The following is a 15,770-nucleotide window of genomic DNA, read 5'->3' on the forward strand; positions in this document are numbered from 1 at the left end:
GCGAGCTCACGGGCCGACGTGCCGCCGCGTGCGACTCAGTGACCGGTGAGCTTCTCGCGCAGAGCGGCGAGGGCCTCGTCGGACGCGAGCGTCCCGGCGTCCTCGGCCGGAGCCTCGGAGGAGTAGCTCGTGGGGCCGGAGGAGTGGCTCGGGGAGGACGAGGAGGACGAGGTGGTCGCCGCATCCTGGTCTTCCTGCAGGTGCTTGCGCACCTGCTCCTTGTGAGCCTCCCAGCGGGCCTGGGCCTGAGCGTACTGCTCCTCCCACGCGGCGCGCTGTTCCTCGTAACCCTCGATCCACTCGTTGGTCTCGGGATCGAAGCCCTCGGGGTACTTGTAGTTGCCCTGCTCGTCGTACTCGGCGGCCATGCCGTACTGGGCGGGATCGAACTCGGTGGAGTCCGGGTCCACACCCTCGTTGGCCTGCTTGAGGGACAACGAGATCCGGCGGCGGTCCAAGTCGATGTCGATGACCTTGACGAACAGCTCCTCGTTCACGGAGACGACCTGCTCGGCCATGTCCACGTGACGCTGCGCCAGCTCGGAGATGTGCACGAGGCCCTCGATGCCGTCCTCGACGCGAACAAACGCACCGAAGGGAACCAGCTTGGTGACCTTGCCGGGGACGACCTGACCCAGAGCGTGGGTGCGGGCGAACAGCTGCCACGGATCTTCCTGGGTGGCCTTGAGCGAGAGCGACACACGCTCGCGATCCATGTCCACGTCCAGCACCTCGACGGTGACTTCCTGACCGACCTCGACGACCTCGGAGGGGTGGTCGATGTGCTTCCAGGACAGCTCGGAGACGTGCACCAGACCGTCAACACCGCCGAGGTCCACGAACGCACCGAAGTTGACGATCGAGGACACGGTGCCCGTGCGGACCTGGCCCTTCTGCAGCTGCTGCAGGAAGTTGGCGCGCACCTCGGACTGGGTCTGCTCGAGCCATGCACGGCGGGAGAGCACCACGTTGTTGCGGTTCTTGTCCAGCTCGATGATCTTGGCCTCGAGCTGCTGACCGATGTACGGAGCGAGGTCGCGGACGCGGCGCATCTCCACGAGGGAGGCGGGCAGGAAGCCACGCAGGCCGATGTCCAGGATGAGGCCGCCCTTGACGACCTCGATGACGGTGCCGGTGACGACGCCGTCCTCGTCCTTGACCTTCTCGATATCGCCCCAGGCGCGCTCGTACTGAGCGCGCTTCTTGGAGAGGATCAGGCGACCTTCCTTGTCCTCCTTGGTGAGGACCAGAGCCTCCACCTCGTCACCCACAGCCACGACGTCATCGGGGTTGATGTCGTGCTTGATGGACAACTCACGAGAGGGGATGACACCTTCGGTCTTGTACCCGATGTCCAGGAGGACCTCGTCGCGGTCGACCTTGACGACGGTGCCTTCCACGAGGTCGCCGTCGTTGAAGTACTTGATGGTCGCGTCGACAGCGGCGAGGAAATCCTCTTCGGTTCCGATGTCGTTGACGGCGACCTGCTGGGTGGTGGTGGTCATGTAGTAGGGACTCCGATGAAATTGATGTGATGGTTTGGTGTCACCGACCCCGCCCTGTGGGGCGCACCGGATTGGCGACGTCACGCTTGATGTGGGCGTGCGAATACACGCACCGCTCCAGTCTAGGCCCGAAACCGTGCCGGTTCAAGCCTGGAGGGTGCGTCCGCGCGCTGCGCGAGCGGCGCTCAGAACGGGGAGATACAGTACGGGTGGGTGGGCGTGGACATGAGCGCCTGGATGTCCCGCAGGGCGGCGTCGTCGCGCACGCGCAGCAGGCCCGCGTAGTGCAGCGTGGACGCCTTGACGGCCCCAAGGTACAGCGAGCCGAGCGAATCGACGTTCAGGGCGACGTCCGCGCCGTCGGGCAGTTCCACGGCGGGCATGGACTTCCCCGCGAGATCGTCCTGTGTGCGCGGGCGGTCCGCTACGCGTTCCACGCGGGGGGCATCACCGGTGGTGTCGATCTCGTAGATCCCGTCCGCGAAGCCCATGGAGTCCACGACCGACATCCTGACCTTGCGGTGGGACGTGTAGTGCCGGGCGGACAGGGCCGCCACCGGGTCCAGGACGCGCAACCACAGTCGCTCGTAGCGCTTGCGCACGGTGTAGGCGGACATGTCCACCATGCCCCACATGAGCGGGTCTTCCATCTGGGCGCTGTTGTAGCGCACCTCCGTGACGAGGTCCAGGTTGCACAGGTACTCCCACAGGGCGATGCGCACCTGCGAGCTCGGGGACACGAGGTCCACGACCTTCAGGTACCCCTGGAACCCCTGGGTGGAGACGAACTTGTAGCTCACGTAGCCGTCCGCCTCACCCCGGGCGTCGTAGTGCACCGCGGTGCGGATCTCAGGATCCGCGCCCTCCTGGTCCCAGTTCCACCGACCGGAGATAATGTCCCACCACTTCTGAGTGCGCGTAAGGGAACCCGCCGTCACGCGGTGGAAGCGATCGAAGATGCTCGGCGCCAGCTCGGCCACGGCGTGGTTGTCGGCCATTTCCACCGTGCCCACGGTCGGGGCCTTCAACTGCAACCGCGTGTGCGCGTCCACCGTGATCTCGGTGTTGAACGTGCCCGCACCGAAACCGAAGCGACCGTAGATCGTGGCCTCGGAGGCGGTGAGCGCCGCAATCGGGAACCCCGCCTCGTGGGCCTCGGTCAGGTCGGTGGTCATGAGCCGGCGCAACAGTCCTCGCCGGGCATGGGTTGGGCGCACCGTGACCTCAGAGACCAACCACGCGGGCACGCTGCGCCCTTCCCCGAGCGTCAGCTCCGAGTCCCACGAGCAGAACGTGGCCACGGGTCGCTCGGCCCCCAGCGCGGCTGTGGGCACGGGGTCCGCGGTGTATGCGGCGCGGAACCGGGTGCCAGCGGCGCGCATCGATCGCAGGTTGCGCTCGGTGGCCTCCTGCCCCGGTTCACGGCCGTGGAACCCCTGGGCGACCGCCCGGTTCCACTCCACGAACTCGGGGTTCGCGTCCGTGCCACCCTCGTTCGCGAGAAAGCGGCGCAGGACGTAGTCGTTCCCGCGGGCGCTGTACTCGCTCTCGCGGGTCTGCTCGTGCCGGGGTGTCGCGTTCATGATGCTCCTCGTCGTGACTCGGGCGGTTCGGGTGTGCCGTGGCCCGCCGCGCGGTGGCGGGTGTGGTGCTGGGTGCACGGCCTGCTGCGGCGCCGAGCGGCGGGCTGAGTGGTCCGTGCGCTCAGGCGGTCAGTGGGCGGCCTGGTGCCATGTCCGCCCCGTACCCACGTTGACGTCCAGGGGCACGGTCAGTTCCGCGGCCCCGGCCATCTCGGTGCGCAGGATCTCCTCGACCCGCTCCGTCTCCCCCGGGGCGACCTCCACGATGAGTTCGTCGTGGACCTGCAGCAGCACCCGCGAGCGCAGGTCGTCCTCGCGCAGGGCCCGGTCCACGCCGATCATGGCCTTCTTGATGATGTCCGCGGCCGAGCCCTGGATGGGTGCGTTCAGGGCCATGCGCTCGGCGGCCTGGCGGGCCTGGCGGTTGTCGCTCGTGAGGTCCGGGAGGTAGCGGCGTCGCCCGTCGATCGTTTCGGTGTAGCCCTTGGAACGGGCTTCCTCGACGACGCCGCGCAGGAAGTCCCGCACGCCGCCGAAGCGTTCGAAGTAGCCGCTCATCATGGTGCGGGCCTCGTCCACGCCGATGTTCAGCTGCTGGGACAGGCCGTAGGAGCTCAGCCCGTAGACGAGGCCGTAACTCATGGCCTTGACCTTGGAACGCATCTGAGGGGTGACGTCCTCCGGGGCCACGTCGAACACGCGCGAGCCCACGAACCGGTGCAGGTCCTCCCCGCCACGGAACGCCTCGATCAGGCCCTCGTCCCCGGACAGGTGGGCCATGATCCGCATCTCGATCTGGGAGTAGTCCGCGGTCATGAGGCATTCGAACGGGCCCTGGGAATCCTCCCCCACCACGAACACGTCGCGGATGCGCTGGCCCTGCTCGGTGCGCACGGGGATGTTCTGCAGGTTGGGACCCGTGGAGGACAGCCGTCCGGTGGCCGCCACGGTCTGCTGGTACGTGGTGTGGATGCGCCCGTCCTCGGCGATCGCGTCCCGCAATCCGGCCACGATCTGCTTGAGCTTGGAGTACTCGCGCCAGTTCATGAGCGCCACGAGGAACCGCGAACCCTGGGTCTCGGGGTCCACGCGTCCGAGCAGGTCCGCGACCGCCGCGGCGTCCGTGGTGTACCCGGTCTTGGTCTTCTTGGTCTTGGGCAGGCCGAGTTCCTCGAACATCACGACCTGCAGTTGCTTGGTGGAACCCAGGTTGATCTCGTGGTCGATCTGCGCCTGCGCCTGCTCGAAGGCCTGGTCGATTGGTTGCTGGAGGTCGTCGAACAACCGGTCGATACCTGGGCGGTCCATCGCGATCCCCGTGGCCTCCATCCGGGCGAGGATCACGGCGAGGGGCATCTCCAGATCCGTGAGCAGCCCCAGTTGGCCGTCGGCCTCGAGCAGCCCGCGCAGGTGTTCGCTCAACTGCCGGCACGCGGAACCGAGCGTGGCCTGGCGACGCAGTTCGGCGTCGCTCACACCGGCCAGCTCGTCCTGTTCGTCCGACGCGTCCAGCGCGAGTTCGGTCTGTCCGTCTTTCTCCGACGCCGCGGACTCGTCCGCGCGGGGCACCTCCACCTCCAGGTGGTGGCTCAGTTGGGCGTCCAGCTCGTAGGAACGCAGCGCGGGCCGCACGAGGTAGCCGGAGAGCTGGACGTCGTCCACGACACCGGCGAGCTCGATCCCGCGCTGGATCAGACCGTGGTACAGGTCCTTGAGGCCGTCCACGATCTTGGGCGCCGCCGGGTCTGCGAGCCATTCCTCGACGGCGATGGTCAGCTCCTGGTCCGCGGTCACGAGGTCCACGGCGGCACCGCGCTGGTTCATGAGCATGAGGGTGGTCACCTCCGCGCCGGAGGGTGCCTTGGGGTCGTGCGCCAAGCGGCGGACGACGATAGGCACGTCCTTCTCCCCCGCGTCCAGCCAATCGCTGAACTCCTGGGCGGTGCGCACCCGGGTGACGTCGGTGACCTCGGGAACCGTGGCGGCGTCGTCGTCGGAAGCGTGGGAACCGAAGGCCTCGAGCAGACGCCCGCGCAACTGGGCACCGAACTCGAGCTCGTCGAAGACTACGCCGACCCGCTCGGGATCGGCCTCGGGCAGTACCGCGTGATCCAGGTCCACGCCGAGGGGCAGGTCCGTGACCAGGCGGTTGAGTTTGCGGTTGCGCCGCACGAGGTCCTCGTGCTCGCGCAGGGCCTCGCCCTTCTTGCCGGTGATCCGGTCCGCGTGCTCGAGCAGCGATTCCACGGGACCGTAGGACGTGATCCACTTGGCCGCGAAGCCGGGACCCACGCCCGGCACACCCGGTAGGTTGTCCGCGGTCTCCCCCGTCAGCGCGGCGAGGTCCGGGTAGTTCTGCGGGGCGACCTTGTACTTCTCGAAGACCGCCTGCGCGTCCATGCGGCGCAGGTCCGACGGCGTGCGGCCCGGGTAGACCACCGTCACGTGGTCCGTGATCATCTGGAACGCGTCCCGGTCACCCGAGAACACGAGCACCTCGAAGTCCTCGGCGGCGGCCGTGGTGGCGAGCGTGGCCAGGACATCGTCCGCCTCGTGGCCCTCGCTCGTGACGATCGGAATGCCAACAGCCTCGAGGATGCGTCGGATGTTGGGGACCTGCCCGTGGAACTCCTCCGGGGTCTCGTCCCGGCCGCCCTTGTACTCCCCGTACTCCTGGGAGCGCAGGGTAGGGCCCTCGAGGTCGAAGGAGACGACCAGGTGGGTGGGCTTCTCCTCGCGCACGAGCTTGACCATGGTGTTCACAAATCCGTAGACGCCCTCGGTGTGGACGCCGTCGGACGTCACGAAACCGGGGCCCCCACCATACTCGGCAGCGCGGGATAGCGCGAAGAATGCGCGGAACGCCAGGGAGTGGCCGTCGATCAGTAGCAAGCGCTTCTCGGGCCGGGACACCGGAACGGGCAGCGAGACCTCCTGCGGGTGCTCGGTCTTCTCGCCGATCACCACGGTGCGGGTCTCAGGGACGTCCTGGCTGGCCTGCTTGCTCGTCTCAGTCACGGCTCCATCCTAGGGCCACCCCCGGACAGGCACAGGCGCCGGCGGAACACGGGCTCGGACGCGGGACGCCGCACGGCCAGGGACAGCTTCGGGCGCGTTCCGCGTGCGGCCCGGGACGAGCTGGGCCCCGGGGGCGTCAGGCCACCTGGCTGATGATCGCCTCGGCCACCTCGCGCATCGACAGCCTGCGATCCATGGACGTCTTCTGGATCCAGCGGAACGCCTCGGGCTCGGACAGACCCATCTTGGTCTGCAGCAGCGACTTGGCGCGTTCCACGAGCTTGCGCGTAGCGAACTGTTCCTTCATGTCCGCGACCTCGCTCTCGAGGGCCGTGATCTCCTCGAAACGAGACATCGCGATCTCGATCGCGGGCACCACGTCGTCCACGGTGAACGGCTTGACCACGTACGCCATGGCGCCGGCCTCCCGCGCACGCTCCACGAGCTCGCGCTGGCTGAACGCGGTGAGCAGTACCACGGGCGCGATCCGGTCCTGCGCGATCTGCTCGGCGGCGGTGATCCCGTCCATCACGGGCATCTTCACGTCCATGAGCACGAGGTCCGGGCGGTGTTCGGAGGCCAGGGCGACGGCGCGCTCCCCGTTCTCCGCCTGCGCCACCACGCGGTACCCGGCGTCCTCGAGCATCTCGACGATGTCCATGCGGATCAGCGCCTCGTCCTCCGCGACGACGACCGTCTTGGCTTCGGAACCCTGCGCCTCGGAACGGGCGGCGTGGTCCTGGGCGGGCGCGGCGTCGACGTGGGTCGTCTCGGCGCGGGCGGTGTCGGGCTGCGCGGCGTCAGGGTCTGCGGCGCCCGACCGTTGTGCCCCGGGCGCAGTGGGCTCCGGGGTGTTCGACGAATCCGTCACGGGGACTCCTAGGTTTGGGGACAACTTGGTCGTGTCGACACGGCATCCAACCACGAGTGCCGCGAACGCGCCTCATGGGACACATCACACCCCCGGGCGCGGAAGGGGCGGACCGGTCTCCAGCCTAGACCCATCATGTATGCTGTTATCCGCACCGGCGGCGGTGGCCCGCACTACGGTCCCCTTCCCGGACATGCCCAAGTGGCGGAATTGGCAGACGCGCTGCACTCAAAATGCAGTATGGAGACATGTGTGGGTTCGAGTCCCACCTTGGGCACGACAACTCGCTCCGTCGGAGCACCTTTGGAACGGCCTCGCACCCGCGGGGCCGTTTTTCGTGGCCGAACACAGGGCGAATGCACGGGGGTCGTGGGTCTTCCCGCATCCGTGGTCGGGCGGGTGGGTGGACCGGTCGGGAACTTGTCAGCAATGGGGAGGCCCGCCCGTGCTCGACGACAACACCACTCTGTGGATGCTGTAGAACTTCAAGCACCACTGCTCCCTGCGGTTCACCCCCGAGTTCTTCGCACCCCACCAGTCACGGGAAGCGGCTGCGGGGGAGGAGTACGGCGCCGGGTTCATCAAGTTTCCCTACGACCGGCCCCTGCCCATCACGCTGCTCGAATCCCTCATGCGGGACCGGCTCCCCGATCAAGGCGCGTAGCAAAACCTTTCGGAGACCGTAGGGCCCCAGCCGCTGTTCGCGCGATCGATCAGCGTCCACGGTCAGCACGCAGAGTGGAGTAAAGGCAGCTCGGACGGCGTCCGGACTGCCTTTACTCCACTAGAACATCGGGTCGACACCCACGCGCAGGTGCCGCGACGAGAACCGCTCGCAGCGATCCGCCATACGGGCGACCCGCGTGGGTCAGCGACCGATCACGGCTCCCGCCACGTGGCGGAACCGGCCATGCCGCCCCACGGCCCCACGCGCTCGCGGGGTTCGCGCTGGGGTGCCTCGCCGGCGTCCTGGAGGTCGCCCACGCGGTGCACCTTCACGAGGTTGGTGGACCCGGCGCGGCCCGGGGGCGAACCGGCGCAGATGATGACCATGTCCTCGGTGTTGGCGAGATCATGCTGGAGCAGGTAGTGGTCCACCTGACGAGTCATGTCGTCGGTGTGCTCCACCCGATCCACCCGGATGGGCTGGACGCCCCACAGCAACTGCAGCCACGCCTGCACGCTCTTCTCGGGGGTGAACGCGAGGATCGGGCGTTCCGGGCGCAACCGGGACAACCGGCGGGCCGAGTCACCCGTCTGGGTGAACGTGCAGATGTAGTTCACGTCCAGCTGCCGGGCGATGGTCACCGCCGCGCGGGTGATGGCGCCGCCGCGCGTGCGGGGCTCGGTGCCCAGCGGGGGCATGCGGTCCATGCCCTGCGTCTCGGTGGCCAGGATGATGTTCGACATGGTCTCGAGCGTCTTGATGGGGTACTTGCCCACCGAGGTCTCGCCCGAGAGCATCACGGCGTCCGCGCCGTCGAGCACGGCGTTCGCGCAGTCCGAGGCCTCGGCGCGCGTGGGGCGCGGGTTGTCGATCATGGACTCGAGCACCTGGGTGGCCACGATTACGGGTTTCGCCCAGCGGCGGGCGAGCTCGATCGCGCGCTTTTGCACGATCGGCACGGCCTCCAGCGGCAGCTCCACACCGAGGTCGCCACGGGCGACCATGATGCCGTCGAACGCGTCGATGATCTCGTGCAGCGCATCCACGGCCTGGGGCTTCTCGATCTTGGCGATCACGGGGATCTTGCGATCCTCCTCCGCCATGATCTCATGCACCCGGGTGATGTCCTGGGCGTCCCGCACGAAGGACAGCGCGATGATGTCGACGCCGCGCTGCAGGGCCCAGCGCAGGTCCGCCTCGTCCTTCTCGCTCAGTGCGGGGACGTTGACGGCCACGCCGGGGAGGTTGATGCCCTTGTGGTCGGACACGGTCCCGGCGACCACGACCTCGGTGGTGACGGCGGTGTCCGACACGGCCGTGGCGCGCAGGGCGACCTTGCCGTCGTCGATCAGCAGCGGGTCCCCCACGTTGACGTCGCCGGGCAGGCCCTTGTGGGTCGTGGAGCACAGCTCCTTGGAGCCGGGGACGTCCTCGATCGTGATCGTGAAGGTGTCACCCACGTCCAGCGCATGGGGGCCGTCCGCGAAGTTGCCCAGCCGGATCTTGGGCCCCTGCAGATCCGCGAGGATCGCGACCGTGGTGCCCAGCTCTTCGCTGGCCCGGCGCAGGTTCTCGTAGGACGTATTGTGCACGGTGTGGTCACCGTGACTCATGTTGAGGCGAGCCACGTTCATTCCGGCCTGGATCGCCTGGGTGACGTTCTCGTACGAGGAGATGGCGGGGCCGATGGTGGCCACGATCTTCGCTCGACGCATGGGTGACTCCCTTTCGAATGGCGGATGGTTGGTGCATATGACGAAGCGGCCGGGTTGAGCAGCCTGGTGCTGCCCGACCGCGGCCGCTTCGCCGATGTCCGTTCCTACCTTAGCAACGAGCCCTGGGAATTGATATGGCAGGACTCATGGCGGGTGCCGGGAGGATCACGGATGCGGGCGGGTCACAGGCTCAGGTCGATCGCCCGCTCGGACGGGGTCACGGGTTCTGGCAACCGGGTCTGGCCTGTAAGGTGGCGTTCCACGTGAGCGGCGCACGCCCGGCCCTCCGCGATGGCCCATACCACGAGCGACTGCCCACGACCTGCGTCACCGCACGAGAACACCCCGTCCACGGCGGTCATGTAGGTCTCGTCCCGCGCCACATTGTCCCGGGAGTCCAGCGCTACGGGTAGCTGCTCGGTGAGCTCGCGGGACTCGTTGCCCGTGAATCCCAGGGCGAGCAGGATCAGGTCCGCAGGCAACACCTTCTCGGTGCCGGCCACGGGACCGCGGGAGCCGTCCTCGCGGTACTCGGTCTCCGCGACGCGCAGTCCCGTGACCCGGCCGTCCTGCCCCACGAACTCCACCGTGGAGGCCAGGTACGTGCGTTCGCCACCCTCTTCGTGGGACGTGGAGACCTCGAAGACCCGGGGCATCATGGGCCACGGTTCCTCGTCCGCGCGGTCCACGGGAGGCTTGCGACCGATCGCGAGCGACGTCACGGACGCCGCACCTTGGCGCAGCGCGGTGCCGATGCAGTCGGAACCGGTGTCACCGCCACCCAACACGATCACGTGCTTGCCGCGCGCGTCGATGGGGTCGGGGACGTGGTCCTCGGCCACCAGGTGGTTGGCCCGCACGAGGAAGTCCATGGCGTAGTGGATCCCCGCGAGCTCACGGCCGGGGATCGCGAGCTCACGGGGCCGCGTGGCACCCGTGGCCACGATCACGGCGTCGTAACGCCTGCGCAGCGCGTCCCACGTGATGTCCGTGCCGATCTCCACGCCCGGGCGAAACTTGGTGCCCTCCTGGCGCATGATCTCGAGCCGGCGTTCGAGCACGGACTTCTCGAGCTTGAAGTCGGGGATGCCGTAGCGCAGCAGACCGCCGATCCGGTCGTCCCGTTCGTACACGGCCACCGTGAACCCCGCCTGCGTGAGCTGCTGGGCCGCCGCGAGTCCGGCGGGACCGGAACCGACCACCGCGATCGTCTTGCCCACGAGCCGCTGCGGGACGTAGGGCTTGATGAGGTCGTCGTCGAACGCCTTCTCGCCGATCGCGTACTCGACCTGCTTGATGGTCACGGGCTCCTGATTGATCCCGAGCACGCACGAGGACTCGCACGGCGCGGGGCACACGCGCCCGGTGAACTCCGGGAAGTTGTTGGTCGCGTGCATCCGCTCGGAGGCCTCGTCCCACCGGTCACGCCACACGAGGTCGTTCCACTCGGGGATGAGGTTGCCCAGGGGACACCCCTGGTGACAGAACGGCACACCGCAGTCCATGCAGCGCCCGGCCTGCTCGTGCAGCGTCCCCGCCTCCTGGCGTTGCTGCACCTCCGCCCAGTCCATGAGGCGCACCGGGACGGGGCGCTTGGGACGGTCCTCGCGTGTGCGGACCTTGAGAAAACCACGGGGATCAGCCACGGCCGGTCACCTCCAGAATCTTGTGCCAGGTGCCGTCGCCGTCCGGGTCGTCCCCGGCGGCTTCGGCCTCATTGCGCAGTGCGAGCACCGCGGAGTAGTCCCGCGGCAGCAGTTTGGTGAAGCGCGACATCGTGCGGTCCGGGTCCGCGAGCAGTTGACGCGCGAACTCGGACCCGGTCTCCTCACCGTGGCGCTTGATGAGGTCGGCGAGCAACTCACGGTCGTTGGCGTCCGGGTGCTCGAGGTGCAGTTCACCGCTCTCGCGGGCCTGCTTATTCACGTCCCGCTCGTCCAGGTCCAGCACGTATGCCACACCGCCGGACATCCCGGCCCCGAAGTTGCGGCCCGTCTCACCCAGCACCACGGCCACACCCCCGGTCATGTACTCGCAGCCGTGGTCACCGATGCCCTCGACCACCGCGGTGGCCCCGGAATTGCGCACCAGGAAGCGCTCCCCCACGGTGCCGTTGAAGAACATCTCGCCGCTCGTGGCGCCGTAACCGATCACGTTGCCCGCGATCACGTTCTCGTGGGCCACGAATCCGGCGTCGCGCGGGGGCCGCACGACGATCCGTCCGCCGGAAAGGCCCTTGCCCGTGTAGTCGTTCGCGTCCCCCTCGAGCCGCAGCGTGATACCGCGGGGCACGAAGGCGCCCAGCGACTGGCCGGCCTGACCGGTCAGGGTCACGTCGATCGTGTCATCCGGCAGTTCCCGGGTCCCGAGCGCGCTGGTCACGGTGTATCCGAGCATCGTGCCCACGGCGCGGTCCGTGTTGATCACGCGTTCCTGTACGCGCACGGGTTCACCGCGTTCGATCGCCGGTTGCGCAAGCGGGATGAGCTTCGTGTCGAAGTGTTTCTCGAGTTCGTGGTCCTGGACGCCGGTGTTGCGCAGTCCGTCCGTGACCCCTTCTGCGCGGAACGAATCGAGCACGGGGCTCAGGTCCAGCCCCTTGGCCTTCCAGTGCGCCACGGCCTCCCGCGTGCGCAGTACCTCGGCGTGCCCCACGGCCTCCGCGATGCTGCGGAACCCGAGTTCGGCGAGGATCTCGCGCACCTCTTGAGCAATGAACTCGAAGAAGTTCACCACGTGCTCGGCCTTGCCCGTGAAGCGCTTGCGCAGTTCGGGGTTCTGCGTGGCAACTCCCACGGGGCACGTGTCCAGATGGCATTTGCGCATCATGATGCAGCCCTCCACCACGAGCGGCGCCGTGGCGAAGCCGAATTCCTCGGCGCCCAGCAACGCGGCGACGACGACATCGCGCCCCGTCTTGAGCTGGCCGTCCGCCTGCACGACCACGCGCTCGCGCAGCCCGTTCAGCCGCAGGGTCTGCTGCGTCTCCGCGAGTCCCAGCTCCCACGGCATGCCCGCGTGCTTGAGCGAGTTCAGGGGCGCCGCGCCCGTGCCGCCGTCGTGACCGGAGACCAGTACGACGTCGGCCTTGGCCTTGGTCACGCCCGCCGCGACCGTGCCAATCCCGCGTTCCGACACGAGCTTGACGTGCACGCGAGCGCGAGGGTTGGCGTGCTTGAGGTCGTAGATCAGCTGCGCGAGGTCCTCGATCGAGTAGATGTCGTGGTGCGGCGGCGGGGAGATCAGCGAAACCCCCGGGGTCGCGTGGCGCGTGCGCGCGATCCATGGGTAGACCTTCTGCGCCATGAGCTGCCCGCCCTCGCCGGGCTTGGCGCCCTGGGCCATCTTGATCTGCAGGTCGTCCGCGGTCGCGAGGTACAGGCTCGTGACCCCGAACCGGCCAGAGGCCACCTGCTTGATCGCCGAACGCCGCTCGGGGTCGATCAGCCGCTCGACGTCTTCACCGCCCTCGCCCGTGTTGGACTTGGCGCCCAGACGGTTCATGGCGATCGCGAGCGTCTCGTGGGCCTCCGCGGAGATCGAGCCGTAGCTCATGGCACCCGTGGAGAACCGCTTGACGATCTCGCTCACGGGCTCCACCTCGTCGATGTTCACGGGCTCGCGCGTGGACGCGAAACTCATGAGTCCGCGCAGGGTCGCGAGCTCCTTGGCCTGGTCGTCCACGCGGGACGTGTAGGACTTGAAGATGTCGTAGCGGCCCGTGCGGGTCGCATGCTGCAACCGGAAGACCGTGTGCGGGTCGAACAGGTGCCGCGGTCCCTCGCGGCGCCAGTCGTACTCGCCGCCCGTGGCGAGGTCCCGGTGCGGTTCGGTGACGCCGTCCTCCGGATAGGCCAGGCGGTGTCGGGACTGGATCTCCGCGGCGATCACGTCCAGACCCACACCCTCGATCTGGGTCCGTGTGCCCGCGAAGTAGTCGTCCACGAGCTCGCTCGACAGGCCCAGGGCCTCGAACGTCTGCGCACCGCAGTACGACTGCACGGTGGAGATGCCCATCTTGGACATGATCTTCTGCACGCCCTTGCCCAGCGCCTTGATGAGGTTCGCCACGGCCTGTTCTTCCGTGACCCCCCGGATCTCCCCGCGGCGCACGAGTTCCTCGGCGGATTCCATGGCCAGGTAGGGGTTCACGGCCGACGCCCCGTAGCCCAGCAGCAGGGCCACGTGGTGGACCTCCCGCACGTCCCCCGATTCCACGATCAGGGCCACTTTGGTGCGGGTCGCCGAGCGCAACAGGTGGTGGTGCACGGCGGAAGTCAGCAGCAGGGACGGGATGGGAGCCCACACGCCGTTGGAATCCCGGTCGGAAATGATGACGAACTGCACCCCGCGGTTCACGGCCGCGGAGACCTTCTCGCAGATCTCCGCGATCCTGGCTCGCAGCGAGTCCGCACCGTCCACGGGGCGGTACAGCCCGCGCACGCGCAGGCTCAGGGGCACGCCGTCGTCGTCCAGGTGCACGAACTGGTCCAGCTGGTCGTTGTCGATCACCGGGAAGTTCAGCTGGATCTGGCGCGTCCGGGTCTGCTGCGTGGAGAGCATGTTGGCCATGGGCCCCACGGCACCGGCCATGGACGTGACGAGTTCCTCGCGGATCGCGTCGAGCGGCGGGTTGGTCACTTGCGCGAAGGACTGCACGAAGTAGTCGAACAACAGCCGCGAGCGGTTGGACAGCACCGCCACGGGCGTGTCCGTGCCCATCGCGTAGATGGGCTCGGCGCCGGCTACGGCCATGGGACCGATGATCAGCTTGAGCTCTTCCTCGGTGTAGCCGAAGGTCTTCTGCCGCAACCGGATGGAGTGCGGCGGGTGGGTCATGTGCTCGCGTTCGGGCAGCTCCGTGATGGGCAGCACCGAGTCCCGCACCCAGTCCTGCCACGGCTTGGTGGCGGCGAGTTCGGCCTTGATCTCGCTGTCCTCCACGATCCGGCCCTCGTCCGTGTCCACGAGGAACATGGTCCCCGGGGACACCCGGCCCTTGCGGACGACGACGCGCTCCCCCACGTCCACGACGCCCACCTCGGAGGCGAAGATCACCAGACCGTCGTCGGTCTGCCAGAACCGCCCCGGGCGCAACCCGTTACGGTCCAGGACCGAGCCCACGCGCACGCCGTCCGTGAAGGACACGCACGCGGGACCGTCCCACGGCTCCATGAGCGTGGCGTGGTACTGGTAGAACGCCTTGAGCTGCGGATCCATGGTCTCATGGTTCTGCCACGCCTCCGGGATCAGCATGAGCATGGTCTCGGTCACGGGCCGGCCCGCGAGCTGGAGCAGCTCGGCGACCTCGTCGAGCGACTGCGAGTCGGACGCGCCCTCCGAGCAGATGGGGAACAGGTCCTCGGGCTGGCGGCCCAGCACGGCCCCGGACAGCGTGGACTGGCGTGCGCGCATCCAGTTGCGGTTGCCCACCACGGTGTTGATTTCACCGTTGTGCGCGAGCGTTCGCATGGGCTGGGCGAGCGGCCAGGACGGGAACGTATTGGTGGAGAAGCGCGAGTGCACCACCGCGAGCTTGGTCGTGAACCGCGGATCGGACAGGTCCGGGTAGAACGGTTCGAGCTGAGCCGTGGTGAGCATGCCCTTGTACACGAGCGTGCGGGACGAGAAGGACGGGAAGTACACCCCGAACTTGTTCTGCGCGCGCTTGCGCACGCGGAACGCCTTCTGGTCCAGTTCGAGCTGGGCGGCCACGGGATCGTAGGACGTTGCGTCCTGCGCAAACAGGGACGCCGCCCGCTCGTTGTGACTGCTGTCGGAGACGAAGAACTGCACGAACGTTGGCATCACGGCGCGCGCGGACGCGCCCACGGCGTCGTCGACCACGGGGACGTCCCGCCAGCCCAGGACCGTGAGGCGTTCCATGCGGGCGAGTTCCTCAAGCGAGCGCTTGAGCTCCTCGAGGTGCTTACCGCCGGTGGGCATGAACGCCGTGCCCACCACGTAGGCCCCCTGGGGCGGCAGCGGGAAGTCCACCACCTCGCGCAGGAACTCGTCCGGGATCTGGGTCAGCAGACCGGCGCCGTCCCCGGTGCCCTCGTCCCCACCTACCGCACCGCGGTGCTCGAGGTTGCGCAGGGCCGTGAGCGCGGCGTCCACGATGTCGTGGGAGGCCACGCCGTCCAGGGTGGCCACGACGGCCAGACCGCACGCGTCCTTCTCGTCCTCCGAGCGGTACAGGCCCTGATCCTCGGGCACCGCCGAGAAACGCTCGAACGGGGACACCGGTTCGGCGGCGTCGCGTGGTTCGGGTGCATCCCGGTGGACGGGATCCGTGGTGCTCACGCGATGCTGCTCGCGGGAGTTCGGGGCTGCTATCTGGTCACTGCTCATGGCGGTACTCCTCACCAAGGGCCGGCAGGTCGAATGCGTCGGACGAGGCCCGGGGAG

At 68.2% G+C, this 15,770-nt stretch carries 7 protein-coding genes and 1 tRNA gene; 1 reads left to right on the top strand and 7 read right to left on the bottom strand.

Annotated elements, in window-relative coordinates; all coding sequences use genetic code 11:
- Window positions 1-35 precede the first annotated feature (35 nt).
- From rpsA to RF646_RS04785, 4 genes are all read right to left on the bottom strand, one after another.
- Window positions 36-1,505, bottom strand: a complete 1,470-nt coding sequence (gene rpsA / locus RF646_RS04770; RefSeq protein WP_035962088.1) for a 30S ribosomal protein S1 — start codon at window positions 1,503-1,505, stop codon at window positions 36-38.
- Between the two features lie 185 nt (window positions 1,506-1,690).
- The gene (locus tag RF646_RS04775; protein WP_098054468.1) at window positions 1,691-3,088 is read right to left on the bottom strand and encodes a GNAT family N-acetyltransferase; all 1,398 of its coding nucleotides are present in this window, start codon (window positions 3,086-3,088) and stop codon (window positions 1,691-1,693) included.
- A gap of 129 nt (window positions 3,089-3,217) precedes the next feature.
- Window positions 3,218-6,106 carry a DNA polymerase I gene (gene polA / locus RF646_RS04780; RefSeq protein WP_368835349.1) on the bottom strand — a complete coding sequence of 963 codons (2,889 nt, stop codon included), beginning with the start codon at window positions 6,104-6,106 and terminating at the stop codon, window positions 3,218-3,220.
- A 136-nt stretch (window positions 6,107-6,242) separates the two neighbouring features.
- Window positions 6,243-6,977 carry an ANTAR domain-containing response regulator gene (locus RF646_RS04785; protein WP_035962094.1) on the bottom strand — a complete coding sequence of 245 codons (735 nt, stop codon included), beginning with the start codon at window positions 6,975-6,977 and terminating at the stop codon, window positions 6,243-6,245.
- A 195-nt stretch (window positions 6,978-7,172) separates the two neighbouring features.
- Here RF646_RS04785 and RF646_RS04790 point away from each other — a divergent pair.
- Window positions 7,173-7,254 (top strand) — tRNA-Leu (locus RF646_RS04790).
- Window positions 7,255-7,856: 602 nt separating this feature from the next.
- Here RF646_RS04790 and pyk read toward each other — a convergent pair.
- From pyk to gltB, 3 genes are all read right to left on the bottom strand, one after another.
- Window positions 7,857-9,359, bottom strand: a complete 1,503-nt coding sequence (pyk, locus tag RF646_RS04795; RefSeq protein WP_368835350.1) for a pyruvate kinase — start codon at window positions 9,357-9,359, stop codon at window positions 7,857-7,859.
- Window positions 9,360-9,541: 182 nt separating this feature from the next.
- Window positions 9,542-11,005: a glutamate synthase subunit beta gene (locus RF646_RS04800; RefSeq protein ID WP_035962101.1), complete on the bottom strand. Its 1,464-nt coding sequence runs from the start codon at window positions 11,003-11,005 to the stop codon at window positions 9,542-9,544.
- Window positions 10,998-15,713 (bottom strand): glutamate synthase large subunit, encoded by a 4,716-nt coding sequence (gene gltB / locus RF646_RS04805; protein WP_368835351.1) that lies wholly within the window; start codon window positions 15,711-15,713, stop codon window positions 10,998-11,000. Before gltB ends, RF646_RS04800 begins: the two co-directional genes overlap by 8 nt.
- Between the last annotated feature and the right edge of the window lie 57 nt (window positions 15,714-15,770).

It is taken from the genome of Kocuria sp. CPCC 205261, assembly GCF_040981025.1.
In the GTDB taxonomy this organism is placed as follows: domain Bacteria; phylum Actinomycetota; class Actinomycetes; order Actinomycetales; family Micrococcaceae; genus Kocuria; species Kocuria marina.

What these genes read in the sequence shown, in the direction of transcription:
- rpsA (WP_035962088.1), bottom strand. Translation starts at nt 1,505, where the DNA reads ATGACCACCACCACCCAGCAGGTCGCCGTCAACGACATCGGAACCGAA.
- RF646_RS04775 (WP_098054468.1), bottom strand. Translation starts at nt 3,088, where the DNA reads ATGAACGCGACACCCCGGCACGAGCAGACCCGCGAGAGCGAGTACAGC.
- pyk (WP_368835350.1), bottom strand. Translation starts at nt 9,359, where the DNA reads ATGCGTCGAGCGAAGATCGTGGCCACCATCGGCCCCGCCATCTCCTCG.
- gltB (WP_368835351.1), bottom strand. Translation starts at nt 15,713, where the DNA reads ATGAGCAGTGACCAGATAGCAGCCCCGAACTCCCGCGAGCAGCATCGC.